General features: G+C 74.3%; 25 protein-coding genes. 13 read left to right on the top strand and 12 right to left on the bottom strand.

The annotated features are described in order from the left end of the window. Positions 1 to 313 precede the first annotated feature (313 nt). The 3 genes from AB0J71_RS47195 to AB0J71_RS47185 form a co-directional block, all read right to left on the bottom strand. A complete protein-coding gene (locus AB0J71_RS47195; protein WP_364420821.1) occupies positions 314 to 808 on the bottom strand; it encodes a tetratricopeptide repeat protein in 495 nt (164 codons plus the stop codon). Between the two features lie 97 nt (positions 809 to 905). Next, positions 906 to 1,265, bottom strand: coding sequence for a hypothetical protein (locus AB0J71_RS47190; RefSeq protein ID WP_364420818.1), 360 nt, complete (start codon positions 1,263 to 1,265; stop codon positions 906 to 908). A gap of 51 nt (positions 1,266 to 1,316) precedes the next feature. After that, positions 1,317 to 1,724, bottom strand: a complete 408-nt coding sequence (locus tag AB0J71_RS47185) for a VOC family protein (RefSeq protein ID WP_364420816.1) — start codon at positions 1,722 to 1,724, stop codon at positions 1,317 to 1,319. A 102-nt stretch (positions 1,725 to 1,826) separates the two neighbouring features. Here AB0J71_RS47185 and AB0J71_RS47180 point away from each other — a divergent pair, with 102 nt between their 5' ends. Then, on the top strand, positions 1,827 to 2,402 hold the full coding sequence (locus tag AB0J71_RS47180; RefSeq protein ID WP_364420814.1) for a TetR/AcrR family transcriptional regulator: 576 nt from the start codon (positions 1,827 to 1,829) through the stop codon (positions 2,400 to 2,402). 191 nt (positions 2,403 to 2,593) lie between these two features. On the opposite strand, the gene AB0J71_RS47175 is transcribed toward AB0J71_RS47180, so the two are convergent. After that, positions 2,594 to 3,763, bottom strand: coding sequence for a cellulose binding domain-containing protein (locus AB0J71_RS47175; protein WP_364420812.1), 1,170 nt, complete (start codon positions 3,761 to 3,763; stop codon positions 2,594 to 2,596). Positions 3,764 to 3,966: 203 nt separating this feature from the next. Between AB0J71_RS47175 and AB0J71_RS47170 the strand changes: the two genes are divergently transcribed. The 5 genes from AB0J71_RS47170 (at position 3,967) to AB0J71_RS47150 (ending at position 10,419) form a co-directional block, all read left to right on the top strand. Next, on the top strand, positions 3,967 to 4,359 hold the full coding sequence (locus AB0J71_RS47170; RefSeq protein ID WP_352328708.1) for a VOC family protein: 393 nt from the start codon (positions 3,967 to 3,969) through the stop codon (positions 4,357 to 4,359). Beyond that, positions 4,356 to 5,231, top strand: a complete 876-nt coding sequence (locus tag AB0J71_RS47165) for a sigma-70 family RNA polymerase sigma factor (protein ID WP_364420810.1) — start codon at positions 4,356 to 4,358, stop codon at positions 5,229 to 5,231. The genes AB0J71_RS47170 and AB0J71_RS47165 overlap by 4 nt, the downstream gene beginning before the upstream one ends. 182 nt (positions 5,232 to 5,413) lie before the next feature. Continuing rightward, positions 5,414 to 8,743, top strand: a complete 3,330-nt coding sequence (locus tag AB0J71_RS47160; protein WP_364394127.1) for a BTAD domain-containing putative transcriptional regulator — start codon at positions 5,414 to 5,416, stop codon at positions 8,741 to 8,743. 45 nt (positions 8,744 to 8,788) lie between these two features. Then, complete coding sequence (locus AB0J71_RS47155; protein ID WP_364420808.1) at positions 8,789 to 9,430, top strand: hemerythrin domain-containing protein; 642 nt, start codon at positions 8,789 to 8,791, stop codon at positions 9,428 to 9,430. Next, on the top strand, positions 9,430 to 10,419 hold the full coding sequence (locus AB0J71_RS47150) for a pyridoxamine 5'-phosphate oxidase family protein (RefSeq protein ID WP_364420806.1): 990 nt from the start codon (positions 9,430 to 9,432) through the stop codon (positions 10,417 to 10,419). Before AB0J71_RS47155 ends, AB0J71_RS47150 begins: the two co-directional genes overlap by 1 nt. A 75-nt stretch (positions 10,420 to 10,494) precedes the next feature. Here AB0J71_RS47150 and AB0J71_RS47145 read toward each other — a convergent pair whose 3' ends face one another. Continuing rightward, positions 10,495 to 10,818, bottom strand: a complete 324-nt coding sequence (locus AB0J71_RS47145; protein WP_364420804.1) for a cupin domain-containing protein — start codon at positions 10,816 to 10,818, stop codon at positions 10,495 to 10,497. Between the two features lie 71 nt (positions 10,819 to 10,889). On the opposite strand from AB0J71_RS47145, the gene AB0J71_RS47140 reads away from it, so the two are divergent. After that, positions 10,890 to 11,927, top strand: a complete 1,038-nt coding sequence (locus tag AB0J71_RS47140; protein WP_364420802.1) for a helix-turn-helix domain-containing protein — start codon at positions 10,890 to 10,892, stop codon at positions 11,925 to 11,927. Here AB0J71_RS47140 and AB0J71_RS47135 read toward each other — a convergent pair. After that, positions 11,890 to 12,429 (bottom strand): GNAT family protein, encoded by a 540-nt coding sequence (locus AB0J71_RS47135; protein WP_364420800.1) that lies wholly within the window; start codon positions 12,427 to 12,429, stop codon positions 11,890 to 11,892. The two genes, AB0J71_RS47140 and AB0J71_RS47135, sit on opposite strands and share 38 nt — an antisense overlap. Positions 12,430 to 12,466: 37 nt before the next feature. Then, entirely contained in the window at positions 12,467 to 13,438 is a 972-nt protein-coding gene (locus tag AB0J71_RS47130; protein ID WP_364420798.1) for an alpha/beta fold hydrolase, read from the bottom strand. Between the two features lie 172 nt (positions 13,439 to 13,610). Between AB0J71_RS47130 and AB0J71_RS47125 the strand changes: the two genes are divergently transcribed. Together AB0J71_RS47125 and AB0J71_RS47120 are read left to right on the top strand one after the other, a co-directional pair. After that, on the top strand, positions 13,611 to 14,762 hold the full coding sequence (locus AB0J71_RS47125; RefSeq protein ID WP_364420796.1) for a histidine kinase: 1,152 nt from the start codon (positions 13,611 to 13,613) through the stop codon (positions 14,760 to 14,762). Continuing rightward, positions 14,759 to 15,418 carry a response regulator transcription factor gene (locus AB0J71_RS47120; protein ID WP_352327262.1) on the top strand — a complete coding sequence of 220 codons (660 nt, stop codon included), beginning with the start codon at positions 14,759 to 14,761 and terminating at the stop codon, positions 15,416 to 15,418. Before AB0J71_RS47125 ends, AB0J71_RS47120 begins: the two co-directional genes overlap by 4 nt. A gap of 4 nt (positions 15,419 to 15,422) precedes the next feature. On the opposite strand, the gene AB0J71_RS47115 is transcribed toward AB0J71_RS47120, so the two are convergent. Genes AB0J71_RS47115 through AB0J71_RS47100 form a run of 4 tightly spaced genes read right to left on the bottom strand, consistent with a single transcriptional unit; the run spans position 15,423 to position 19,336 of the window. Continuing rightward, entirely contained in the window at positions 15,423 to 16,688 is a 1,266-nt protein-coding gene (locus AB0J71_RS47115) for an FAD-dependent monooxygenase (RefSeq protein WP_364420794.1), read from the bottom strand. A gap of 16 nt (positions 16,689 to 16,704) precedes the next feature. Further along, a complete protein-coding gene (locus AB0J71_RS47110) occupies positions 16,705 to 17,352 on the bottom strand; it encodes a maleylpyruvate isomerase family mycothiol-dependent enzyme (protein WP_352327260.1) in 648 nt (215 codons plus the stop codon). Then, entirely contained in the window at positions 17,352 to 18,185 is an 834-nt protein-coding gene (locus AB0J71_RS47105) for a fumarylacetoacetate hydrolase family protein (protein ID WP_352327259.1), read from the bottom strand. Before AB0J71_RS47105 ends, AB0J71_RS47110 begins: the two co-directional genes overlap by 1 nt. After that, the gene (locus AB0J71_RS47100; protein WP_364420792.1) at positions 18,182 to 19,336 is read right to left on the bottom strand and encodes a cupin domain-containing protein; all 1,155 of its coding nucleotides are present in this window, start codon (positions 19,334 to 19,336) and stop codon (positions 18,182 to 18,184) included. Before AB0J71_RS47100 ends, AB0J71_RS47105 begins: the two co-directional genes overlap by 4 nt. Before the next feature lie 79 nt (positions 19,337 to 19,415). Between AB0J71_RS47100 and AB0J71_RS47095 the strand changes: the two genes are divergently transcribed. Then, a complete protein-coding gene (locus AB0J71_RS47095) occupies positions 19,416 to 20,180 on the top strand; it encodes an IclR family transcriptional regulator (protein ID WP_364420790.1) in 765 nt (254 codons plus the stop codon). 21 nt (positions 20,181 to 20,201) lie between these two features. Here AB0J71_RS47095 and AB0J71_RS47090 read toward each other — a convergent pair whose 3' ends face one another. After that, on the bottom strand, positions 20,202 to 20,963 hold the full coding sequence (locus AB0J71_RS47090) for an IclR family transcriptional regulator (protein WP_358301814.1): 762 nt from the start codon (positions 20,961 to 20,963) through the stop codon (positions 20,202 to 20,204). A 68-nt stretch (positions 20,964 to 21,031) separates the two neighbouring features. Here AB0J71_RS47090 and AB0J71_RS47085 point away from each other — a divergent pair, with 68 nt between their 5' ends. From AB0J71_RS47085 to dmpG, 3 genes are read left to right on the top strand one after another with little or no spacing between them, the layout of a single operon-like run. After that, on the top strand, positions 21,032 to 21,856 hold the full coding sequence (locus AB0J71_RS47085; RefSeq protein ID WP_364420788.1) for a fumarylacetoacetate hydrolase family protein: 825 nt from the start codon (positions 21,032 to 21,034) through the stop codon (positions 21,854 to 21,856). Beyond that, complete coding sequence (locus tag AB0J71_RS47080; RefSeq protein WP_364394116.1) at positions 21,853 to 22,800, top strand: acetaldehyde dehydrogenase (acetylating); 948 nt, start codon at positions 21,853 to 21,855, stop codon at positions 22,798 to 22,800. The genes AB0J71_RS47085 and AB0J71_RS47080 overlap by 4 nt, the downstream gene beginning before the upstream one ends. Continuing rightward, positions 22,797 to 23,822 carry a 4-hydroxy-2-oxovalerate aldolase gene (dmpG, locus tag AB0J71_RS47075; protein WP_352331091.1) on the top strand — a complete coding sequence of 342 codons (1,026 nt, stop codon included), beginning with the start codon at positions 22,797 to 22,799 and terminating at the stop codon, positions 23,820 to 23,822. Before AB0J71_RS47080 ends, dmpG begins: the two co-directional genes overlap by 4 nt. The last annotated feature ends 50 nt before the right edge of the window (positions 23,823 to 23,872 follow it).

Raw genomic sequence — 23,872 nt, 5'->3', positions numbered from 1 at the left:
GCCCTCGGATCCCACCGGACCCAGATCCCCGTCCCCGGACCACCGTCCCCGGACCACCGTCCCCGGACCACCATCCCCGGACCACCGTCCCAGGCCCCCCGGACCAGGACCCTCGGACCAGGACCACCGGACCTCCGAGTCGGCGGGGGCGGGGGCGAGGCGCTCGGGTGCGGGGGCGGTCTTGAGGTAATTGGGCGCCGTTGTTTGTTCGGGAGCAGAACTTGTGGATTGTTCGCCTTGTCGAGGCATTCAACGAAGGGGGCTGATATTCGCGGGGAATTGCTTCGGTGCGAAATAGTGGTGGGAAATCGGTTCAGGCGTTCGTGGGTGGTGTGGTGGGGGGATTGTTGGAATTCAGGAGGATGGCCAGTCGGTCCAGGCCGCCCTTGATGAGCCGGCCGTACCCGTCGTCGTCCAGTGCGCCGATCCCCGCTCGGGCCTGGTCGAGGTGGTCGCGGGCGCGGTCCAGGTCGCCCAGTTTGCGGTAGCACTCGCCCAGGTTCAGGTGCAGCGACGGGTACAGCGCCACTACCGGGAGCGCCACCCCGGCCTGTGCCACCTGTTCGTCGGTGACCCGGTCGGCGGCGGCGAGCGCGCGCAGGTCCCACATCAGCTCCTCGTGCACGTCGTCCTGGACGTCGGCCATCGAATGGGCGAGGACGCAGACGTGCAGCGGGTCGCCCTGCTCGCCGCCGATGTCGTCCCAGATCTGCGCGAACAATTCGCGAGCGGCTTCGGGGCGGCCTTGGTGGTGATGTAAGTCCACCCCTTGGCCGATCCTGGCCATCGTCGGATCTGCGGTGGTCATCGGTGCTCCTTCACTGTCGCGTGAAACAGCGGTCAGCGTGCTTGTCCGGACCGATCCGGAGGGCCGTCGAGCCGTGATCGCGGTAATTCGGCGGGGTTCATCCGCGCCGGAGACGTTCGAGGTGCGGCAGTTCCGCCGCGCGCGGGCGGCCGGGCCGGCTGTCCAGGAGCCGCCATCGGGTAGTGACCCCGTCCGGGCCGTCGAGCGTGCCCCGCGCCAGTGCGGCGTCGATGCGGGCCCGCACGTCGGCCTCGGCCGCCGCCTCGGCCGCGAACAGGACCCGCACCCGGACGACGTCGCCCACGCGGTCGGAGGCCGTGTGGTGCGCCGCGATCGGGCAGGGCGGCTCGTGCTCCCAGTGCCCGCACAGCGCCACGGTGATCGCCGCGCCGGGCGCGCGCACATCGCCGTCCGTGTCCATGACGATCGTCGCCTCATGGGCGAAACCCGTACGCACCCTTCCATGATTCACGTACGCGGACGACGGGTCCAGCGCCCGGCGCCGGTCTCACTCGGGCGCGTACTGTGACGCGTACTCCTGCGAGGGCAGGATCGGGGTGATCACGTCCACGAGGACGCCGTTGGGGTCGGCGACGATGAAGTGCCGCTGGCCGAAGTCCTCGTCGCGCAGCGCCAGCTCCGGGGTCAGCCCTTCGCGCCCGACCAGGCGCTCCCACTCGGCGTCGACGTCGGCGACCTCGAAGTTGATCAGCAGCCCCGCGACCGGACGGCGGTAGGCGGCGGGCAACGTCGGGTGACGGTGGTCGAGCAGGGCCAGCTCGTACGGACCGCGGCGCAGGCTCACGTACCAGTCGGCCTCGAAGGTCACCTCATATCCGAACAGCCGGACGTAGAAGTCCTTCGACGCGGCGAGATCGGCCGTGCACAACACCGGATACACGCTGCTCAGCTTCATTGCGTTCCTCCTCCTCAGTTTCACGTACCAACAGTATGTGGGCGTACACTATTTGGGATACCGTCGGTATGTCAAAGGGGACGCAGTGACCAGGACGACGCAGTGACCAGGACGGAGCAGAAGGAACGCACCCGCCGCACGTTGCTCGCCACGGCGCGGCGCCTGTTCGCGACCAGGGGTTATGCCGGGGTGGGGCTGGCGGAGATCGTCGGCGAGTCCGGCGTCACCAAAGGCGCCCTCTACCACCACTTCGAGGGCAAGCCCGACCTCTTCCGGGCCGTGCTGGAACAGGTGCAGCGCGAGGTGGCCGACCGGGTGGCCGCGGCGGCCGACGCCGAGGACGACCCGTGGGCGCAGCTCAAGGCGGGCTGCGCGGCGTTCGTCGCGGCCGGCGCCGATCCCGACGCGCAACGGATCATGCTGATCGACGGCCCCGCCGTGCTCGGCTGGAACGAGTGGCGGGCGATCGACGAGGCCACCAGCGTCCGGCACCTGACCGAGGCGCTGGCCGCGCTCGTCGCGGCCGGCGTCATCCCGGCCCAGCCGGTCGCGCCGCTGGCCCGCCTGCTGTCCGGGGCGATGAACGAGGCCGCGCTGTGGCTGGCGCAGTCCGCCCCCGACGAACTGGCCGACACGCAGGCGGCACTGTCCCGCCTCCTCGACGCCCTGCGCGCCTGAAGCGGCGCACCCCCGCCACCGAGAGCTCGCGCTCGCCAAGAGCCTGGCCCACCGGACGGGCGAGGCCGGTCAACGCTCGCCACGGTGGCCGATCGGGCCGGTCTGGCTCGGTGGGGTGGCCGGCTGGGCTCGGCGGGGTGGGGCTGGTGGCCGTTGTGGTCGTCCCCGCCGAGCCGCTGCGAGCGGGAACGTCAGCCGGTGGCGCAGGTCTTTCCGTTGAGCGCGAAGCTCACCGGTGCAGGCAGCGCGCCGCCGCCGTACGCGGCGGTGAACCCGACCTGCGTCTGCGAGCCGACCCCGATGACCTTGTTCCACTGCTTGTTCACCCCGGCCACGCCCGCACCGGCCTGGGTCCAGTTCGCGGACCAGCCCGAGACGAGGCGCACGGCGGCCGCCGCCGGATAGTCGACCGTCAGCGTCCACCCGTCGACCGGGGTCGTGCCGGTGTTGCGCACGACGAGCTCGGCGTCCAGCCGCGGCCCTCCCGTCGTGGCCCGGTACGTCACCGTGCACGGCGCCTCCGACGACGGGGTGGGCGACGGCAGCCCCTCCCTGGCCAGCGCGGACAGCGGGTCCGACGGCACGCTGAGGTTGCCGCCCGCGTCCTTGGCGACCACGACGTACGTGTAACGCTGCCCGACGACCAGGCCGGGTTCGGCGAAGTTCAGGCTCGGCGGAAGGACCGTGCCGACCCTGCGGTACGCCGTCGCCGTCTCCCGGTACACGTCGTACGCCGTCACCGCCACGTTGTCGGTCGACGGCTGCCAGCAGAACGTGACGCCCGGATAGTCCTGCAGGCAGGCGTCGCGCAGGCCGGTGGGCCTGGACGGGGGCACGTGGTCACCCGGCAGCGGGCTCGGCGAGCCGGTCGGGGTCATCCCGAGCGTCGCCGGCACCGTGATCAGGGCCGACGGCGGGCTGAGGTGCCCCGCCAGGTCCCTGGCCACGACGTACATCGTGTAGAGGCGGTTCAGCTCGCCGGAGAACCCGCCGATCGTGCTGGTCGTGCTGCTGGCGAGGACGAAGCCGTCCGGGTCCAGGCGGTACAGGTCGTACCCGGCGACGCCCGTGTCGTCGGAGGAGGGAGACCAGCAGATGGACGCGTAGCCGGTCGGGTTGGCGGCGAACGGCACCGGGCACGGCCGCAGCCCGCCGGGCCGGGTCGGCGGCGCGTCGTCGGCCGCGCCTGAGACAGCCGCGACAGCCGCGCCGGAGACGGCCGCCGCGGGGACGGCCGCGTGCCCGACGTCGTGCGCCGCCGGGACGGAGGCCAGAGCCGTCCTCCCGGTCGGGCCGATCGCCAGCGCGGCGAGGAACAACGCCAGAGTGAGGAAGCCGAGGGTGAGGCCAACCGCTCCCAAGGATCGTCTGCCAGGCCGCATAGGGCCCCCTTCTGATCGAGCCTGCACCCCCTCGCAGTGATCGTGAACGAGTTTTCAGGTTCCGTAAAGCCGGCAATCCGCCGCGCCTGAGCGGCCGTGTTACCTTTTCCCGCCGCCACTCGTCATGGGGGTGACGACCGAGAACGAACGGTCGTCAGACCCACGAGTGAATCGAGAACAGAATGCTGACCGCCATCATGTACACCACGATCTACGTCACCGATCAGGACCGCGCGCTGGAGTTCTACACCGCGGGGCTCGGCCTGGAGAAGCGCATCGACGTCCGGGGGCCCGACGGCCGTTTCCTCACCGTCGGCGTGCCCGGCAGCCCGGTCCAGATCCTCCTGTGGTCGTATGCGGCGGCCGCCGGGCAGCCGGGCGTCGCGGGCGGGAACGGCGCGCCGGGCCCGCTGATCCTGGAATCCGACGACCTGCGCAAGGACTTCGAGGTCATGCGCGGGCGGGGCGTCACCTTCGAGGAGTCCGAGCCCGTGGACTATCCGTTCGGCGTCCGCGCCGAGGCGGTGGATCCGGACGGCAACCGGATCTCGCTCCGTCAGCAGCGCAGGCCGTGACCGTGCACCCGGCCGGCCCGATGGCCGAGGCGTTCGAGGCCCAGCGCGATCGGCTGCGCGCCGTCGCCTACCGCGTGCTGGGCTCGCACGCCGACGCCGAGGACGTGGTCCAGGAGGCCTGGATGCGGCTGGTCCGTCAGGACGTGTCGGCCATCGGCAACCTGGCGGGCTGGCTGACCACCGTGGTCGGCCGCATCAGCCTGGACCTGCTGCGATCCCGCCAGGCCCACCCCGAGACGGCGTACGGGCAGGAATCCGCGGATTTGCTGGGGACACCCGGCGACGAGCCCACGCCGGACGAGCAGGCGGCGCTGGCCGACTCGGTCGGCCTCGCCCTCCTCGTGGTGCTCGACTCGCTCACCCCGAGCGAGCGGCTGGCGTTCGTGCTGCACGACCTGTTCGGGGTCCCGTTCCAGGAGATCGGCCACATCCTGGGCAAGTCAGCCGACGCCGCCAAGATGATCGCCAGCCGCGCCCGCCGCAAGGTCCGGTCCACGGACCGGGCGGCGGGCCCCGCCCGCGAGCACCGGGAGGCCGTGGACGCCTTCCGCGCCGCCGTGCTCGGCGGGGACTTCGAGGCGCTGCTGCGGGTCCTCGACCCGGACGTGAAGCTGACCGTGGACACCCCCGGCGGCGTGGTCGTCACCCTCGGCGCCACCGCCGTCGCGGCCGGAGCCCGCATGTTCGCCGGCGAGGTAGCCGGGCAGCGGCCCGTGCTGGTGGACGGGCTCCCCGGCCACCTGTCCTGGCGCGCCGACGGGACGCCGCTGTCCGCCATCGCCTTCACCGTCGCCGGCGGCCGGATCACCGGCATCCACATCGTCGTCGACCCGGCCAGGCTCGCCGCCCTCGACCGGCCCGCCCCGGCCTGACCCGCCGCCGTCAGGGCCGCCCCCGGGCCCGGCAAGGGTGCTGGTCCGGGCCTGACAAACGTGACGGTCCGGGGCTGGCAAAACCGTGCGGGGGCGGGCCCGGCGAGGCGTTCCGGGCCAGGCCGTCGGCGCCGTGAATGTCGCGTCTGGACCGGTTGACAGGCGCCCCCTACCATGGGCGCGTGCGGCTGAACGTCCTCGGGCCCATGGAACTCGTCGTGGCCGGGCGGGCCGTGCCGGTCGGGCCGCCCAAGCAGCGGGCCCTGCTCGCCCTCCTCGCGATGCACGCCGGCCGCGTGCTCCCCGCCGACCTGCTGGCCGACCGGCTGTGGGCCGGCGACCCGCCGCCGAGCGTCCAGGGCAGCCTGCAGGTGTACGTCTCCAACCTGCGCCGCCGGCTGGAGCCCGACCGGCGGCCGGGCACGACCCCGGCCGTCCTGGTCAGCGCCGCCGACGGCTACGGCTTGATGACCGACGGGCTCGTCCTCGACACGACGGACTTCGGCACGCTCGTGTCGGCCGGCTCCGCCCACCTGGCCGCGGGACGGCACGAGCAGGCGGCGGCCGACCTCGCCGAGGCGCTCGGCCTGTGGCGCGGCGACCCGTACGCGGACGTGCGCGCGCAGGAGTGGGCGCAACCGGAGATCGGCCGCCTGGAGCAGGTACGGCTGGACGCGGTGGAGGCGCTGGCCGCGGCCCTGCTGGAACTGGACCGCCACACGGACGTCGTCGCGCGGCTGGACCCGTTCGTCCGCGAGCACCCGCTGCGTGAGCGCGCCTGGGAACTGCTGGTGCTGGCCCACTACCGCGCCGGCCGGCAGGCGGCGGCCCTCGAATGCCTGCGCGGGGTGCGTGACGTGCTGGCCGGCGAACTGGGCATCGACCCGGGGCCGCGGCTGCGCGAGCTCGAAGCCGCGGTGCTGCGCCAGGACGCCACGCTGTTGCCGTCCGGCCGTCCCGCCACCCCGCAGCCCACCCCGCCGAAGTCCCCACCGCCGCCCCCGCCGTGGACGCCGGTGCCCGCGGCGCCGCCCGGCGGCGGCGAGCCCGTGCCGGACCTGCCGGTGTTCGTCGGCCGGGAGAGCCCGCTCGCGTTCCTGACCGAGGCGGCCGCGGCGGCGTCCGCCGCCGGGCAGGTCGTGCTGGTGGACGGCGAGCCGGGCGTCGGCAAGACGAGCCTGCTGAGGCGCTTCCGCGCGAGCGCCGGCGTGCCGGTCGGCTGGGGGGCGAGCCCCGACCACGAGACCGCGCCCGCCCTGTGGCCCTGGGAACGCGTCCTGCGCGACCTCGCCGCCGTGGCCCCGTGGGCCGCCCTGCCCGGCGAGGTCGGCACGTTCCTGTCGGGCGGCCCGCAGGCGGTCCCGGCGTCGGACGCGCAGGGGGCGCGGCTGCGGTTCTTCGAGGCCGTCGGCACGTTCCTGGCCGCGGTCGGGCCGGCGGTCGTCGTGCTGGAGGACCTGCACGCGGCCGACGACGCCACGCTGCGGCTGCTGGTCCACGTGGCCGCCACCGCCCGGCCGGGCCTGCTGCTGGTGGCGACCTTCCGGCGGCACGAGGCGTCGGCGCTCACCGCCACGCTGTCGGCGCTGTCCCGGCTCGGCGCGCGCCGGCTCGGGCTGGACGGGCTCGCCGCCGAGGAGGTCCGCGCGCTGGTCAAGGAGCTGTCCGGCCGCGATCCGGGCGGCGACGGGGCCGAGGAACTGCGCCGGCGCACCGCCGGGAACCCGTTCTTCCTCGCCGAGCTCGCCAGGGCCGGCGACGGGCTGCCGCAGGGCGTCCTGGACGTCGTGCTGCACCGGGTGGCGGGCCTGGGGGAGGAGGCGGCCCGCGTGCTGGAGCTGGCCGCCGTGATGGGGGACGAGTTCGAGGCGGTCGTCCTGGCCCGGGTCGCCGGCGGCACGGTCGGCGACCTGCTGCCGTCGCTCGACGCGGCGCTCGGCGCGGGGCTGGTCCGGGAGTCGTCGTACCGGCTGGGCGGCTACGAGTTCGCGCACGCCCTGGTGACCGACGCGTTGTTGTCGCGCCGGTCGCGGCTGTGGCGGGCGCGGGTGCACGAGCAGGTGGCGGCCGCCCTCACCGCCGTGCACGGCGACCGCGACGACCGCGACGAGCGCGCGGCGGTGATCGCGCGGCACTGGCTGGCGGCGGCGGAGCTGGGCGCGCAGCCCGCCCGCATGGCGATGGACTACGCGGCCCGCGCCGCGCGGGCGGCCCTGCGGCGGCACGCGCCCGACGACGCGGCCGTGTCCTGGCAGGAGGCGCTGGCGGCCGCCGAGCCGGCCGGCGCGAGCGCGGCCGAGCGGTTCGAGCTGGCCGTCGGGCTGGCGGAGAGCCGCTACGCCGCCGGCCGGTTCGACGAGGGTTACGAGGCGGTCGAGCAGGCGCTCGCCATGGCCGGCGACGACCTGGACAAAGCCGTCAGAGCCGCCGACATCGCGATGGGACACGGCATCTGGGTGCCCTTCCGGTACGGCGTCGACGTGGCCGCCGTACGCGACGCGGCGGACCGGGCCGCGCGCGGGCTGCCGCCGTCCACGCCGGACTGGGCGACGGCGCAGGCCGTCAGGGCCGTCGTGCTCGCCCAGACCGGCCGCGAGGACGAGGTCGGCGCGGTCTCCTCGCAGGCCGTGGCGGCGGCCGAGCGCCTGGACGACCCCGCCCTGCTGCGGCGCGTCCTGCACCTGCGGCTCATCGCGCTGCAGGGACAGGACTTCGTCGAGGAGCGTGCCGGGACCGCCCGCCGCCTGCTGGCCGAGCCGGACCTGTCGCCCCAGCTCAGGGTGATCGCGCAGCTGCACCTCGTCGGCCACCACGTTGAGCACGGCAGGATGCCGCAGGCCCGCGACCTGCTGGCGGAGATCGGCACGCTGCTGCGCGGCCTGCACAATCCGACGCTGGCGCTGCAGGCCGCGGTGGCGCACGTGGGGCTCGACCTGTTCCAGGGCGTGCCGGACCCGGCCCGGCACTTCGAGCCCGTCAGGGCGATGTTGTCGTTCGCCGACCTGGCCTACTTCGAGCTCAGCATGCTCGGCGGACGGGCCGAGACGATCATCCAGGAGGAGCGCCTGGGCGAGGAGGCGGCCTGGATCGAGGAGATGGCCCGGCACACCGGCCTGGCGGGGCCCGCCTACGCGCTGGCGTACGCGCTGGCGGAGCTGGGCGAGCCCGAGCGCGCCCGGCGGCTCCTGCGCGAGACGCCCATGCCGCCGCGCGACTACCACTGGGCGATGGCCGCCATGTGCCGGCTGCACGCGGCGATCCGGCTCGGCGAGGCGGACGTCGTCCGGGAGGTCTACGACGCCTTCCGGCCGTTCGCCGGGCTGCTGCACGTCAACGGCGCCTGCACCACCGTCGACGGCGCGTACGACGGCCACCTGGGCGAGGCGCTGCTGGCGCTCGGCGACCGCGAGGGCGCCCGGGCCCACCTGACCGCGGCGGTGCGCCAGCTGGAGCGGGCGGGAGCGGCCTACTGGCTGACAAGGGCCCGCCAAGCCCTCGCCAAGTGCACGTAGAGGCCCGGCGCGCACGCTGTTCCCGACACGTGAGGGAACAGACTGATGATCACACCAGACCACCTGACCGGCTTCCTGATGATGCACGCCGGTTTCCGCGCCGAGTTCGGCCGCCTGGCCGATGCGTGCGGCGACCCGCGTGACGACGCGCACGAGGAACTGCTGGAGGAGCAGCTCGCGCTCGTGCTGGACATGCTGCACGCCCACCACTCGCACGAGGACGCCACCCTGTGGCCCAAGCTCACCGTCCGCGCCCCGCAGGCGGCGGACGCGCTGGCCGAGCTGGAGTCCGAGCACTCGTTGCTGGACCCCCTGCTGGAGGCCGCCGCCGACCGCGGGGTGCCCCTGGCCGGCCGCGCGCCCGTCCTGCGGCGGCTGCACGAGCTCGTCAACGAGCACCTCGACCACGAGGAGCGGGTCGCCGTGCCGCTCATGCTCGCCCACCTCACCCCCGGCGACGTCGAGGCCGACCGGCGCCAGGCGATGGACGACTTCGGCCGCCGCCGGGTCCCCGTCATCCTCGGCTGGCTCGCCTCCGGCGCCGACGCCCGCCTGCTCGCAGCCTCGTACGCGGACCTGCCGGTCGTGGCCCGGCTGATGTTCCGCCTGTTCTGGTGGCCGGCCTACCGGCGGCGTTTCACCCGCCTGTACGGCACCACCCCCGCCGACCTGATCCTGGAGCCGTGATGACCGCATCCGCACCGACCGTCTCGCCGCGCCTGGCGGCCGAGGTCTTCGGCCGCGCCCTGGTCTGCGAGTACGCCTCGCTCACCCGCGACGGCCGCCCCGTCACCTGGCCCGTCACGCCGTACGCCGGCGCGGGCGGCACGATCGACGTCAGCACCGGGCTCACCTACCCGGACAAGGCCGAGCGCGCCCGCCGGGACCCGCGCGTCGCGCTGCTGTGCTCCGGCGCGGAGGGCGGCGGCCCGGACCGGCCGCCCGTCGTCCTGGTGCAGGGCCGGGCGGCCGTGCGCGACGCGGACCTGCAGGCCGGCACCGACCGGTACGTCCGCGAGTCGCTGGCCAAGACCGGCGCCGGGTTCGCCGGGATGCCGTGGTTCCTGGTGAGACGGCTGGGCTGGTACTTCGCCCGCATCTGGGTGGAGGTCACCCCCGAGCGGATCGTCTGGTGGCCCGAGGGCGACCTGTCCAGGACGCCGGAGATCTGGACGGCCCCTCCGGACGTCGCCGTGCCCGCCTCCGATCCCGCCCCGACCGGCCCCCGGCTGCCGAGCCGGTCGGCCCCGCCGGCGGACTGGCGGCCGTTCGCCGTCCGCGCCGCCCGTCTGGACGAGCCCGTCGTCACCATGGTGGCCGACGGCATGCCGCTGGCCGTGCGCACCCGCTCGGCCGTACGGACCGAGGCCGGCTTCGACCTGCGGCTGCCCGCGGGCGTCCAGGCGGCCGACGGGCCGGTGTGCCTGACCTTCCATCGGCACGGCCCGGCCATGGAGTGGCAGGAGAACGTCGTGCTGGTCGGGCGGGCCACCGGCGCGGGCGACCGGCTGAGCGTGCAGGTGGAGCGGGCGCTCAACGACTGGAGCCTCGCGGGGAGCCGCCGGGAGCGCAGCCGTTCGTTCCTCGGCCAGGGCAGGCTGCTGCGGAAGCGGCTGGAGGCCGAGGCCGCCCGCCGCGGCCAGCCCGTTCCCCGCGTCCGCCGCCCGCGCGACTGACGCCGCCCACGCGACTGACGCCGCCCCCGCGATCGGACGCTGGACGCCGCCCGCCGGTCCCCGCCGGCGGCGGCCCTACGGGGTGAGGATGCTGATGCCCAGCATGCGGGCGCCCGTCTCGGTGCGCGGGCGATGCGTGCTGCCCGGCGCGAACACGACGTAACTGCCCGGCCCGAGCCGGTGCCCCCGGTCGATGAACTCGCCCGAGATCACGTAGTAGCGTTCCTCGCCGTCGTGCACGTCCACCTCGGGCCATTCGGCGCCCGGAGCGAAGTCGTACATCCAGCCGAGGGCCCGGTCGGTGGCGGGCAGCCGCCGCCTTACGATCCCGGGGACGACCTCGACGGCTTCCACCTCGTCGACGTTCAGGATCTGGACGTCGTTCGCGTCTTGCGTCATGCCCCCATCGTCGCGGCGGACGTCCTGCCCCGCCCAGTGTCTGGATTGACGCGTGGCGGTATTTTCCTGCCATGAGCGTTCAGCGAGTGGTGGCGCTGGTCCTGCCGCCGCAGTCCACGTTCGAGCTGGCGTGCGCGGCGGAGGTCTTCGGGGTGCGCCGGCCGGGTCTGCCCGCCCGCTACTCGTTCCAGGTGTGCGCCGAACGTCCGGGCGCCGTGCCGACCCTGGCCGGGTACGACATGGCGGTCGGCGCGGGCCTGCCGGCGCTGGAGGCCGCCGACACGGTGGTGATCCCCGGCTGGCACCGCCGCGACGACCCGGCGCCGCCCGCCGTGATCGACGCGATCCGGCGGGCCCACCGGCGAGGCGCCCGGATCGTCGCGATCTGCTCGGGGACGTTCCTGCTCGCCGCGACCGGACTGCTCGATCACCGCAGGGCGACCACCCACTGGCGGCTCGCCGCCGAGCTCGCGGGCCGTTTTCCCGACGTACAGGTCGAACCCGACACCCTGTACATCGACCTGGGTGACCTCGCCACCAGCGCCGGCACCGCCGCCGGCATCGACCTGTGCCTGCACCTGGCCCGCGCCGACCACGGCGCGGCCTACGCCGCGCACATCGCCCGCCACATGGTCATGCCGCCGCACCGCGAGGGCGGCCAGCTCCAGTACAGCACCGCGCCCCCCGCGCCCACCGCGGACCGCCGGCCGGAGTCGCTGGCGCCGCTCCTCGACTGGGCCGCCGAACGGCTGGACGAGCCCCTCACCCTCGACGACCTCGCCGCACGGGCCGGGGTCTCCCCGCGGACCCTGGCCCGCCGGTTCGCCGGCCAGCTCGGCGTCAGCCCCGGCCGATGGCTGCTCCAGCAGCGCGTCACGGCGGCGCGGGCCCTGCTGGAGGAGACCGACCTGCCCGTGGAGACGATCGCGGTCAGGGTCGGCCTGTCCTCGGCCACCAACCTCCGCAGACGTTTCCACTCCCTGGTGCACACCACGCCCGCCGCCTACCGCCGCTCGTTCGGCGGCCACGACGGCAGCCACGACGGCGGCCTCTCCTCGCGGCCGTCCCCCGTCAGGGGCGGGGCTCGTCGTCCCAGGCCACCGGCGTGACCTCGCCGGTCTTCCAGTCCGAGCGCAGGATTCCGTAGGCGACGGAGTCGTACAGGCGTCCGTCGCGTCCCGGCCAGGCCCGGCGGTAGTGCGCCTCCTTCACGAAGCCCGCGCCGCGGAAGACGGCCCGCATGGCCAGGTTGTCCTGCCGGGTGGTGCCCTCGATCCGGGTGATCCCCGGCAGCTCGGTGAACAGGTGCCCGGTCAGCCAGCGCACCGCCTGGCCGCCGAGGCCGCGTCCCCGGTGGGCGGCCCTGATGCGCAGGTCGAAGACGGGCCCCTCGTCGGCGAGGTCCTGCAACCTGATCAACCCGGCCCGCTGGCCCTCGGAGACCACCCAGAAGGTGCGTTCGTCCGCGTCGTCGTAGTGCCCGTCGGCGGCCCGCCGCCGGACGGCCTCGGCCTCCGGCCGTCCGACGTGAAAGGGCCAGTCCTCGCCGGTCAGGAAGGCGACCAGGTCGTCGACATCGTCAGGGACGAACCTGATGAACGCTGCTGTCATGATCCAGCGTTCTACCAGATCGCCGCGACCGGCCGGATCACCGGCCCCGCGCCTCCTCGGCGACGCGGTCGACGGCCTGGACGGCGACGGCGGGCTCGTCGACGTAGATGTAGTGCCCGCTGCCCGCCGCGGTGCTCAGCCTGCTGCGGCCGGACAGCGCCAGCCACTTGCGCTGGCCGGCCGCCCACGCCCGCTCCAGGCGCGGCCCGTACTCGGGCAGGGCCTCCAGGTACGGCTTGCCGTGCCGGACGACCTCGACCGGGATGTCACCGGCGGAGCGGACCGCGCCGTCGGCGATGACCAGCTTCTCCGGGTTCTGCCCCTGGAAGATCGCCAGGTTCTGCGCGCGCAGCTCGGCGGCCGGGCCCTCGGCGGACTTCGGGATCGCCTTCTCGATGTCGTTCATCATGGTGGGCGGGGTGGCGTCCAGCAGGACCAGCCCCTTGACCCGGTCCTGGTGGTCGGGGGCGTACCGGGCGGCGATCAGCCCGCCCAGCGAGTGACCGGCCAGGACGACCGGGGCCTTCCCGGCGACGCGGTCGAGCACGCCGGTCAGGATCCGGCCACTGGCGGCCAGGTCCTGCGGGCCGTCCGGCTGGTCGCTCTTGCCCGCGCCGAGCCGGTCGTAGGAGCAGACCCGGTGCTTGCCGCTCAACGTCTTCTGCAGGGGCGCCATCTTGTCCAGCCCGTCGCCGCCGCCGTGCATCAGGACGACGACCGGCCCGCTCTCGACCGGTTCGCCCGAGCAGGACACGTTCACCGACCGGCCCGCCACGGTGATCTTCTCAGTACCGGAGATCGGCGCGGCCGCGGACGCCTTCGTGGAGGGCGCGGCGGGCGCGGAGGGCGTGGAGGCGGCGAAGGGGTCCCAGTTCTCCATCGCGTCGCCGTCGCAGCCGGCCACCCCCACGCCGAGACCGACGCAGCACAGCGCGGCGGCGAGGGGTGTCCTGATCTTGGCGAGCATGAGGTCCTCCAGTGAGCCGGCCGCCGCGAGGGCGATGCGCACGGCGGGAATACGAGCGGGAAGGGCCGGCGGAACGCCGCGGCCGCCCCGCAACGTTACGGACCGTGCGGCGCCGGGATCGTCACCGCACGGTGGACATTTCCCGGTAGCTCGCACGGGGGACAAAGCAGGCTTATCGGTGCCCGCACCACCGCTGTCCCGCTACGCTCGCCCGGTGATCGATCTGCGGCGGGCCACGGAGTTGTGGCGGCGGTGCGACGTCGTGGTCCGGGATCTGCCGTTCGGGCTGCTGGTGGCGGTCGCGTCGCTGCTGCCGGGCCTGCACGACAAGGGCACGCAGGTGGGCGACCTGCCCGCCCGTCCCTTCGACGCGGTGGCCCTGGTGGCGATCGCCCTGGAGTGCCTGCCGCTCGCCGTCCGGCGGCGGTGGCCGGCGGTGTGCCTCGTGCTGGTGTCGCTGGGTTTCGTCCTCGACCAGCTGCGTGCCTACCACCTGTTCGCGAGCAACGTGCTGCCCGTCGCGCTCATCAGCGCGGGCGCCCACCTGGAGCGGTTCCGGCGCGCCACCGTGGTCCTCCTCTCGCTGGCGTACGTGCCGCTGGCCCTCGCGCTCGACCGGCTCGGCGCGGACGAGCGGGTCGAGGGGTACGTGGTGTTCTACCTGGCACTGGCGCTCACCTGGGGCATCGGGGCCTGGCTGCGTTCGACCCGGGCCGCGGAGGAGGAACGCCGCCGCCACGTCGCCGAGGCCACCCGCGCCGCCGAACGCACCCGGATCGCCCGCGAGCTGCACGACGTCGTGACGCATCACGTGACGGCGATGGTGGTGCAGGCCGAGGCCGCCCGCTACCTGACCGCCGTCCCGGAACGGCTCGACGCGACGCTGGACGCCGTCACCGACACCGGCCGCCGGGCCATCGCCGACCTGCGGCACATGCTCGACCTGCTCAAGGCCGATCACGACCCCGACGGCCTGCCGTCCGCCGCCGACCTGCACACCCTCGTGGAGCGGACCCGCCGGGCGGGGCAGCCGGTGGAGTTCGCCGAGGAGGGCGGCCGGGCGGAACCGGCGGGCAGCGCCGAGCTGGTCGCCTACAGGGTCGTCCAGGAGGCCCTGACGAACGCCCTGAAACACGCCCACGGCAGCCCGACCACGGTCCGGGTGCGTCACGGCGGGAAGGAGATCAGCGTGGTGGTGAGCACCCACGGGCCCGGCTCCCGGGCCGCCGCCCCGGGCGGGAGCGGGCGGGGCCTGGCCGGGCTCCGCGAGCGCGTGGAGGCCCTGGGCGGCGAGTTCAGCGCCGGCCGGCAGGCGGGCGGCGCCTTCGTGGTGCGGGCCCGGGTCCCCGCGGGCGGCCCGTCGTGAGCGCGCCGATCCGGGTCCTGGTCTGCGACGACCAGGCGCTCATCCGCACCGGCTTCGCGACGATCATCGACGCCCAGCCGGACCTGGAGGTGGTGGGGGAGTGCGGCGACGGCCGCGCCGCGGTGGACCTCGCCCGCCGGCTGAGCCCCGACCTCGTCGTCATGGACGTGCGCATGCCGGTGCTCGGCGGCATCGAGGCCACCCGGCTGCTGGCCGGCGCAGGGGTCGACGACCCGGTCAAGGTGCTCGTGGTGACCACGTTCAACCTCGACGAGTACGTCTACGAGGCGCTGCGCGCGGGGGCCAGCGGATTCCTGCTCAAGGACGCCCCGCCGGCGCAGCTCCTGCACGGCATCCGCACCGTCGCCTCGGGCGCCGCGCTGCTGGCCCCCGAGGTGACGCGCCGGCTCGTCGGCCGGTACGCGGCCCGCATCCGTCCGGCCGAGCCGCCGTCCGGGGAGACCGCGCTGACGCCGCGCGAGCTGGAGGTGCTGCGCCTGATCGCCGACGGCCGGTCCAACAGCGAGATCGCCGCCGCGCTGGTGATCAGCCACGAGACCGTCAAGACGTACGTGTCACGCATCCTGGCCAAACTCGGCCTGCGCGACCGGGTGCAGGCGGTGGTCTACGCCTACCGCCGGGGCCTGGCGACCTGACGCCTCACAGCGGCGCGGAGTCGAGGGGGATCGGGCGGAACATCTCCGGCTCGTCCTCGGGGGTCAGCGCCGTCGGGCCGAAGATCCAGTCCACGAACGAGTAGTCATGGACGTCGCGCTCCCGCAGCAGGGCGTTGCGCTGCAGTCTCCGGACGCCCTCCAGGTGCCACAACGCGCCCCACGCCCGCGCCGTGCCGACCACCCGGCGGCAGTGCTCGGGCCGGACCGCCTCGTAGGCGGCCAGCGCCCGGTCCCAGTCGACTCCCGCGGCGACCGGGCGGCCCTCGGCACGCTGGGCGGCGACGTGCTCGCCGAGCACCCAGCCGTCCTCGATCGCCATGATCGCGCCCTGCGCCATGTACTGCAGCGGCGGGTGCGCGGCGTCCCCGAGCAGCGCGATGCGCCCGGTGACCCAGGTCATGATCGGGTCGCGGTCGAACATCCGCCACCACCGGTCGCGCCACATCAGCGGCAGGCCCTGCTGGACCTGGTCGCAGGTTCCCGCGAACGCCGCGTCCAGCTCGTCGGGGGTGCCCCAGTCGTCCTCGCCGGCCAGCGCCTTCGGCGACTCGAACACGGCGACCTGGTTGAACGTCTCCGCGCCCCGCAGCGGGTACTGCACGAAGTGGCAACGTGGCCCGACGTACACGACGACGTCCTTGTCGTGCACGTCGTTGCCGGCGACCTGCTCGAACGGCACCGCGCAGCGGTAGGCGACATATCCGGAGTTCACCGGCTCGTCCTGGACCAGCAGTTCGCGGGCGATCGAGTGCAGGCCGTCGGCGGCGATCACCACGTCCGCCTCGTCCACGACGCCGTCGGCGAAGCGCACCCGGGCGCCGCCGTCGACGTTCTCGTACCAGGTACAGCGGGCGTCGGTGAGCAGTTCGACGCCCGCCCGCTCGCAGGCGCGCAGCAGGATGCCGTGCAGGTCGCTGCGGTGGATCACCAGGTAGGGGTAGCCGTAGCGGCGTTCGACGTCGCGCAGGTCTAGCCGGGTCAGCTCGGCGGCGTCCAGGGCGTCCTTCATGACCATGCTCTCGGGCAGCACGCCGAGCGCGGACGCCTCGGCCAGCAGGCCGTAACGGTCCAGGATGCGGGTGCAGTTCGGGGCGAGCTGCAGGCCGGCGCCGACCTCGCCGAACGCCGAGGCCTGCTCGTACACCCGGACCCGCAGGCCCTGGCGGATCAGGGCGAGGGCGGCGGACAGACCGCCGATGCCGCCCCCGACGACGATCACGTCGGCACGGGTGGAGGGGAGGGTGCCCATAGGATCTTCCTTCTCGTCACAGCCACGGGGGCAGGGTCGGTGGGCGTCCGCCGCCGGCGACGGTCACTCCGCCCGCCGGGCGTCCGGCCAGATAGGCGGTCACGTCGGGCAGCGACCCCTCGACGTCGGGCACCGCGCCGGGCCCGCGCTTGGCGCGGATGTCCTCCCGCAGCTCCCGCAGGAAGCCGTCGGGAAGGTCGGCGAAGGTGAGCCCGGCGGCCAGGTCCACCGCGTGCACCATGACCTCCCGGCTGCGCATCCAGGGGATCTCGCTCGCCGGCACGGTCCGTCCCTGCGCGGTCACCACCTCGGCCCGCCACGCCTCCTCGGGCAGGGCCGCCATGGCGGCGGCCAGGGTTGCGGCCGACTCGGTGAACCACCGGGTCAGCTCGCCGGCGTCCAGCAGGGAGCCCCGCTCGATCCCGGCGGCGCGTTCCTGCGGCGAGGCGTACATCGGGCTCGGCTCGCCGGTGCGCGCCCAGCGGACCAGGTTGCCGATCGCCTCGGCGTTCGCCGCCAGGTGTGCCACGACGTGCTTGCGCGTCCAGCCGGGCAGGGCCGAGGCGGCGCCGTACTCGCGCTCGGACAGACCGGCGATCGCCGACGCGCACAGGCCGGTGCCCGTCTCGACCCACGCGAGCGTGGTGGCGAGGTCGCGCGCCATCACGCGCCCTCGCCGACGACGCGGTTCTCCAGCCGGCCCAGCCCCTCGATCTCGGTCACGACGAGCTCGCCGCCGCGCAGGAAGACCGGCGGCTTGCGGGCGTGGCCGACGCCGCCCGGCGTGCCGGTGGCGATGACGTCGCCCGGGTTGAGGCGGACCATCGTCGAGACGTAGCGGACCAGGTGGACCGGGTCGAAGAGCAGGTCGCCGGTGTTGTCCGACTGCATCACCCGGCCGTCCACCTCGCACCGGACGTCGAGCGCCGGCCGCGGGCCGGTCTCGTCGGCGGTGACCAGGAACGGGCCGATCGGGGTGGTGGAGTCCCAGTTCTTGCCCTGCAGCCACTCCCGGGTCCGGAACTGCCAGTCCCGGCAGGTGACGTCGTTGAGCACGGTGAACCCCGCGATCGCGGCGACCGCCTGCTCCTCGTCCGCGCGCCGCACCGGCCGGCCGATGACCACGGCGAGCTCGGCCTCCCAGTCGAACTGGTCGGTCTCCGCCGGACGCCGGATGTCGTCCGCGGCGCCGATCAGCGTGTCGGCGAACTTGGCGAAGAGCGTCGGGTACTCGGGCAGGTCCCGGCCCATCTCCTTGATGTGGTTCTGGTAGTTCAGCCCCACGCAGACGACCTTGCTCGGCCGCGGCACGACCGGGGCCAGGTCGGCGCCGGCGAGCGGGTGGCGCGGGCCGTCGGCCGCCGCGGCGCCCTCCAGGCCGCCGGGCGCGGCCAGCACCGCGCCGACGTCGGCCCGGCCCACCTCGACGAGCTCGTCGCCCTCGACGCGGACGGCGGCGGTGCGGTGGTCGTCCAGGCGGACGGTGGCGAGCTTCATCGGCTGTTCTCCTCGGTGTGGCTGCGGTACAGGCCGAGCCTGGTGAAGATCGGGGCGTCGCTGAACTGGAACAGGTCGAGCGCGCCGGAGTCGGAGTCGGAGGCCGACGCCTCCGAGCGGATCGACAGCGGCTGCCAGGACGGCACGACGAACAGGTCGCCGCGGCTCACCCGCCAGGACCGGTCCCCGACGGTGACCTGGCCGGACCCGTCGAAGACCTGGTAGACCGACGAGCCGGTCTCCCGGTACGGCGCGGTCTCCACGCCCGTCGTGATCCGGTGGAACTGCGCCCGGATCGTCGGCAGCACGTCGCCGGCGGTCGTCGGGTCGATGTAGCGGACCAGGGCGTGGCCGGGCTCGATCGGGCCCGCGTGCCCCTCCCGCTCCAGCGCGAGCTGGTCGGTCAGCGCGGCGTCGGTGTCGGTCCAGCGGTAGCAGAGCAGCGGCGTGCCCTCGTGCAGGCGGAGCTGGGAGACCGGGGCCAGGCCGGGGTGCCCCCAGAGCCGTTCGGCGCGCGAACGGCCGGGGGTGGCGTGCTCCTCCTCGGTGAGGGTGTCCCGGCCGAAGTCGAAGAACTGCGCCTCGACGCCGTACTGGAAGGGGATGTCGAGCCCGTCGATCCAGGCCATGGGCGTGTCGGCCGCGTTGTGGTGGGCGTGCCAGTGCAGGCCGGGCTGGGGGAGGAAGTCGCCGCGGCGCATCGGCACCGGGTCGCGCTCGACCACGGTCCACACGCCCTCGCCCTCGACGACGAAGCGGAAGGCGTTCTGGCTGTGCCGGTGCTCGGGGGCGTTCTCGCCCGGCATCAGGTACTGGATCGCGGCCCACAGGGTCGGCGTCGCGTACGGCTTGCCGCCCAGGCTGGGGTTGGCCAGCGCGATCGCCCGGCGCTCACCGCCGCGGCCGACCGGGACCAGTTCACCGGCGCGGCCGGCGAGGTCGAGCAGCGTGCCCCACTCCCACCGGTGCGGCTGCGCGCTGGAGCGCGGGTGCGGCGGCATCAGGTCGCCGATCTCCGTCCACAACGGGACGAGCAGCGCCTTCTCGAAGCCTCGGTAGAGGTCCTCCAGCTCGGGGCTGAGCGAGGGCTGGTCCGGCCGGTCCACGGCGGCGATCTTGACCGGCGAGCCGCCGGCGTTCAGGTGGGGCATGGCCCCGACTATCCGCGCAGGCGGCCGGGCTGGAAAAGAGGATTCTGCACAGCGGAATTCTTGTGCCAGGATCGGTTCCATGGCCAAGCCCATGAAGACCCCGCCGGCCTACGCGCCCACCAGCGTCGACCATGCCCTGCGGCTCGCGCAGATCCTCCAGCTCGACGGGGTGATCACCGTCTCGGCCGCCGCCGAGCGGCTCGGCGTGGCCCGTTCCACGGCCCACCGGCTGCTGACCGCGCTGGTGTACCGCGATTTCGCGGTGCAGAACGACGACCGCAGCTACCGGGTGGGCCCCGTCCTCGCGCTGGCCGAGCGCGCGCAGTCCGACGTCGGCGCGCTGCGGGCGGCGGCGCTCGGCGAGATGCGGGCCCTGGTGGACCGGATCGACGAGACGGTGAACCTCAGCATCCGCACCGGGCGCAACGTGCGCTTCATCGCCTCGGTCGAGTGCGGGCAGGCCCTGCGGGTGGGCAGTCGTGAAGGCATGGTCTTCCCGGCCCACCAGGCCACCGGCGGCCTGGTGGCGTTGGCGGCCCTGTCGGACGAGGAGCTGGCGCAGCTCTACGCCCCCGGCGACCGGGGTGACCCGGCCGACGAACTGCCCGACCTGGCGCGGCTGCGTCGGGACCTGCGGTCCGTGCGGCACAGCGGGGTCGCGCTCAACCTGGAGCGCACCGAGCGGGGCGTGGTCGCGGTGGGATGCCCGGTGAAGGGCCGCGACGGCGCGACCGGCGCGGCGCTGTCGATCTCGATGCCCAGCGTCCGCTACTCCCCGAAGGAGATCAAACCCCTCGTCACCGCGCTCACGGCCGCGGCCGACGCGATCAGCCGCGCCCTCTGAGCCACCGGTACATCGTCCGCCTCACCGGAGGAGGTCGCGCCGGGTGAGCGTGCTGCCGAGCGCGGCCGCCGCCGCGCGCACCGCGGCGACGTGCCCCTCGGGCCGGAACCGGCCGGTGGGGCCGGCCACGCTGATCGCGGCGAGCGGCTCGTCGCCGCGCCCCAGCACCGGCGCGGCGACGCACACCAGCCCGACGGCCGACTCCTCCGCCTCGAACGCGACCCCGGTCTCCGTGACGCGCCGCAACTGGCCGCGCAGGATGCTCGGCACGACGACGGTGTGCGGCGTACGCCGTTCCAGCGGCCCGGTCAGCACCTCGCGCCGCAGGTCGGGCCCGGCGTAGGCGAGCAGCGCCTTGCCGATCGCGGTGCAGTGGAGCGGCATCCGGCCGCCCGTGCGCGACGGCGCCCTGGCCTGGCGGTGGCCGCCGATCTTGGCGACGTAGACGACGTCGTGCCCCTCGCGCACGCCGAGGTGCACGGTCTCGTGGGTGCGTTCGTAGAGGTCCTGCAGGAACGGCATGGCCAGCTCCAGCAGGCTGCGTTCGAGCGAGGCGAGCATGCCGAGCTCGAACAGGCCGCGGCTGAGCCGGTAGCCGCCGTCGGCGCGGTCGAGCAGGCGGTTGGCGACCAGATCGCCCGACAGCCGGTGGACGGTCGCCTTGTGCAGGCCGGTACGCCGCACCAGCTCGGCGAGGCTGACGACCCGGTCGTCGGGACGGAAGGCGCGCAGGATCGTCACCGCCTTGCCCAGCACGGTGTCGAGGTCGGCCCGATCGGTCACCCGAACAGCGTATCGCTGAACGAGACGATGTGCTGGTTGGGGCGGCATCCTGCCTGCACAGTGGGGGGATGAACGAAACCAACGGGCCCGCCGCCGCGAGCCCGTCCGACATCGCCGCGGCGGCCGGGCGGCTGGCCGGCGCCGCCGCGTCCGGCGTGCCGTGCGCCCCCGTGCGGGACCTGATCGGCCGCGACGACCTGGCCGCCGCGTACGCCGTCCAGGCCGCGCTGACCGCCTCCCGGCTGGCCGCCGGCGCGCGCGTCACCGGACGCAAGATCGGCCTGACGTCGGAGGCGGTGCAACGCCAGCTCGGCGTCGACCAGCCCGACCTGGGCGTGCTGTTCGAGGACATGGCCTACGCCGACGGCGACGCGATCCCGGTCACGCGGATCCTCCAGCCGCGGGCCGAGGCGGAGATCGCGTTCGTGCTCGGCGCCGACCTGGACGAGGGCCCGCTCGACGCCCCCCAGGTCCGCGCCGCGATCGAGTACGCCGTCGCCGCGCTGGAGATCTGCGGCAGCCGGATCGCCGGGTGGGACATCTCCTTCGGCGACACGGTCGCCGACAACGCCTCCGCGGGCGCCTACGTCCTCGGGACGGAACGCCGCGCCCTCGGCGAGTTCGACCCGGTGGAGGTCGCGATGTCGATGAGCATCGGCGGCCAGGAGGTCTCCACCGGCACCGGCGCGGCCTGCCTGGGCGACCCGATCGAGGCGGTCGTGTGGCTGGCCCGCATGGCCCGCGACCTCGGCGAGCCGCTGCGCGCGGGCCAGGTCGTCCTGTCCGGCGCGCTCGGCCCGATGCGGCCGGTCGCCGCCGGCGACACCGTCACCGCCACCCTGTCCGGCCTCGGCACGGTGACGGTCCGCTTCACCGAAGGAGCAGCAGCATGAGCAGGACGAAGGTCGCGATCATCGGCTCGGGCAACATCGGCACCGACCTGATGATCAAGGTGTTGCGCGGCTCGCGGCACCTGGAGATGGGCGCCATGGTCGGCATCGACCCGGCGTCCGACGGTCTGGCCCGCGCCGCCCGGATGGGCGTCCCGACGACGTCCGAGGGCGTCGACGGCCTGATCGGGCTGCCGGACTTCGACGAGATCGGGATCGTCTTCGACGCCACCTCGGCCAAGGCGCACGAGGTGAACGCCGCCAGGCTGCTCCCGCTCGGCAAGCGGCTGATCGACCTGACCCCGGCGGCGATCGGCCCCTACGTCGTCCCCGCCGTCAACCTCGACGAGCATCTCGACGCGCCCGACGTGAACATGGTCACCTGCGGCGGCCAGGCCACGATCCCGATCGTCGCCGCCGTCAGCCGGGTGGCGCCCGTCGAGTACGCCGAGATCGTCGCGTCCATCGCCTCGAAGTCGGCCGGGCCGGGCACCCGGGCCAACATCGACGAGTTCACCGAGACCACCTCGGCCGCCATCGAGCAGATCGGCGGGGCGCGCCGCGGCAAGGCGATCATCATCCTCAACCCCGCCGACCCGCCGCTGATCATGCGGGACACCGTCCTGTGCCTCGTCGCGGCGCCGGACCCGGCCGTCCACGACGAGATCCGCCGGTCGGTCGAGAAGATGGTCGCCGACGTCGCCGCCTACGTCCCCGGCTACCGGCTCAAGCAGCAGGTGCAGATCACCGAGGTGCCCGCCGACCAGCCGGTGGAGACGCTGCTGGCCGCCGGCGCGGCGCGGCCCACCCACCAGGTGTCGGTCTTCCTCGAGGTCGAGGGCGCCGCGCACTACCTCCCGGCCTACGCCGGCAACCTCGACATCATGACCTCCGCCGGCCTGCGGGTCGCGGAACGCATCGCCGCACGGAAGGCGGGCCTTCGATGACCACCCCGATCTTCGTCCAGGACGTCACCCTGCGCGACGGCATGCACGCCGTCCGCCACCGCATCGGCCTGGAGGACGTCAAGCGTATCGTCACGGCGCTGGACCGGGCCGGCGTCGACGCGATCGAGGTCGCGCACGGCGACGGCCTGGCCGGCGGGTCCCTCAACTACGGTCCCGGCTCGCACACGGACTGGGCGTGGATCGAGGCGGCGGCGTCGGTGCTGGAGAACGCCCGCCTGACCACGCTGCTGCTGCCCGGCGTCGGCACCGTCCACGAGCTGAAGCGCGCCTACGACCTCGGCGTGCGGTCCGTCCGGGTCGCCACGCACTGCACCGAGGCCGACATCTCCGCCCAGCACATCGCCGCGGCCCGCGAGATCGGCATGGACGTGTCCGGCTTCCTGATGCTCTCCCACATGGCCCCGCCCGAGGAGCTGGCCCGGCAGGCCAAGCTCATGGAGTCCTACGGCGCGCACTGCGTCTACGTCACCGACTCCGGCGGCCGGCTCACCATGAACGACGTGGCCGCGCGGGTCCGCGCGTACCGCGACGTGCTCGACGACGGGACCGAGATCGGCATCCACGCCCACGAGAACCTCTCGCTGTCGGTCGCCAACTCCGTCGTCGCGGTCGAGAACGGCGTCTACCGGGTGGACGCGTCGCTGGCCGGTCACGGGGCGGGCGCGGGCAACTGCCCGCTGGAGGCGTTCGTCGCGGTCGCCGACCTGTCGGGCTTCGAGCACCGGTGCGACCTGTTCCAGCTCCAGGACGCCGCGGACGACATCGTCCGCCCGCTGCAGGACCGTCCGGTGCGGGTCGACCGGGAGACGCTGACCCTGGGATACGCCGGCGTCTACTCGTCGTTCCTGCGGCACGCGGAGGCCGCCGCCGCGCGGTACGGCGTCGACGTGCGCGGCATCCTCATGGAGTGCGGCCGCCGCCGGCTGGTCGGCGGCCAGGAGGACATGATCGTCGACATCGCCCTCACGCTCGCCGCCGGGCGCGAGCAGCAGTCCGCCTGACCGTCAGGCCGCCGGGCGCGAGCAGCAGTCCGTCTGACCGTCAGCCGCCG

This window comes from Nonomuraea sp. NPDC049637 (genome assembly GCF_040675235.1).
Classification (GTDB): domain Bacteria; phylum Actinomycetota; class Actinomycetes; order Streptosporangiales; family Streptosporangiaceae; genus Nonomuraea.
This window is presented reverse-complemented; position numbering and strand designations above follow the sequence as displayed.

Excerpts from the sequence above, each read along its gene's own strand:
- AB0J71_RS47115 (WP_364420794.1), bottom strand. The coding sequence starts at position 16,688 with ATGGGCACCCTCCCCTCCACCCGTGCCGACGTGATCGTCGTCGGGGGC.
- AB0J71_RS47135 (WP_364420800.1), bottom strand. The coding sequence starts at position 12,429 with ATGACAGCAGCGTTCATCAGGTTCGTCCCTGACGATGTCGACGACCTG.
- AB0J71_RS47100 (WP_364420792.1), bottom strand. The coding sequence starts at position 19,336 with ATGCCCCACCTGAACGCCGGCGGCTCGCCGGTCAAGATCGCCGCCGTG.
- AB0J71_RS47155 (WP_364420808.1), top strand. The coding sequence starts at position 8,789 with ATGATCACACCAGACCACCTGACCGGCTTCCTGATGATGCACGCCGGT.
- dmpG (WP_352331091.1), top strand. The coding sequence starts at position 22,797 with ATGACCACCCCGATCTTCGTCCAGGACGTCACCCTGCGCGACGGCATG.
- AB0J71_RS47095 (WP_364420790.1), top strand. The coding sequence starts at position 19,416 with ATGGCCAAGCCCATGAAGACCCCGCCGGCCTACGCGCCCACCAGCGTC.
- AB0J71_RS47195 (WP_364420821.1), bottom strand. The coding sequence starts at position 808 with ATGACCACCGCAGATCCGACGATGGCCAGGATCGGCCAAGGGGTGGAC.
- AB0J71_RS47110 (WP_352327260.1), bottom strand. The coding sequence starts at position 17,352 with ATGGCGCGCGACCTCGCCACCACGCTCGCGTGGGTCGAGACGGGCACC.
- AB0J71_RS47140 (WP_364420802.1), top strand. The coding sequence starts at position 10,890 with ATGAGCGTTCAGCGAGTGGTGGCGCTGGTCCTGCCGCCGCAGTCCACG.
- AB0J71_RS47170 (WP_352328708.1), top strand. The coding sequence starts at position 3,967 with ATGCTGACCGCCATCATGTACACCACGATCTACGTCACCGATCAGGAC.
- AB0J71_RS47085 (WP_364420788.1), top strand. The coding sequence starts at position 21,032 with ATGAACGAAACCAACGGGCCCGCCGCCGCGAGCCCGTCCGACATCGCC.
- AB0J71_RS47105 (WP_352327259.1), bottom strand. The coding sequence starts at position 18,185 with ATGAAGCTCGCCACCGTCCGCCTGGACGACCACCGCACCGCCGCCGTC.
- AB0J71_RS47185 (WP_364420816.1), bottom strand. The coding sequence starts at position 1,724 with ATGAAGCTGAGCAGCGTGTATCCGGTGTTGTGCACGGCCGATCTCGCC.
- AB0J71_RS47080 (WP_364394116.1), top strand. The coding sequence starts at position 21,853 with ATGAGCAGGACGAAGGTCGCGATCATCGGCTCGGGCAACATCGGCACC.
- AB0J71_RS47145 (WP_364420804.1), bottom strand. The coding sequence starts at position 10,818 with ATGACGCAAGACGCGAACGACGTCCAGATCCTGAACGTCGACGAGGTG.
- AB0J71_RS47150 (WP_364420806.1), top strand. The coding sequence starts at position 9,430 with ATGACCGCATCCGCACCGACCGTCTCGCCGCGCCTGGCGGCCGAGGTC.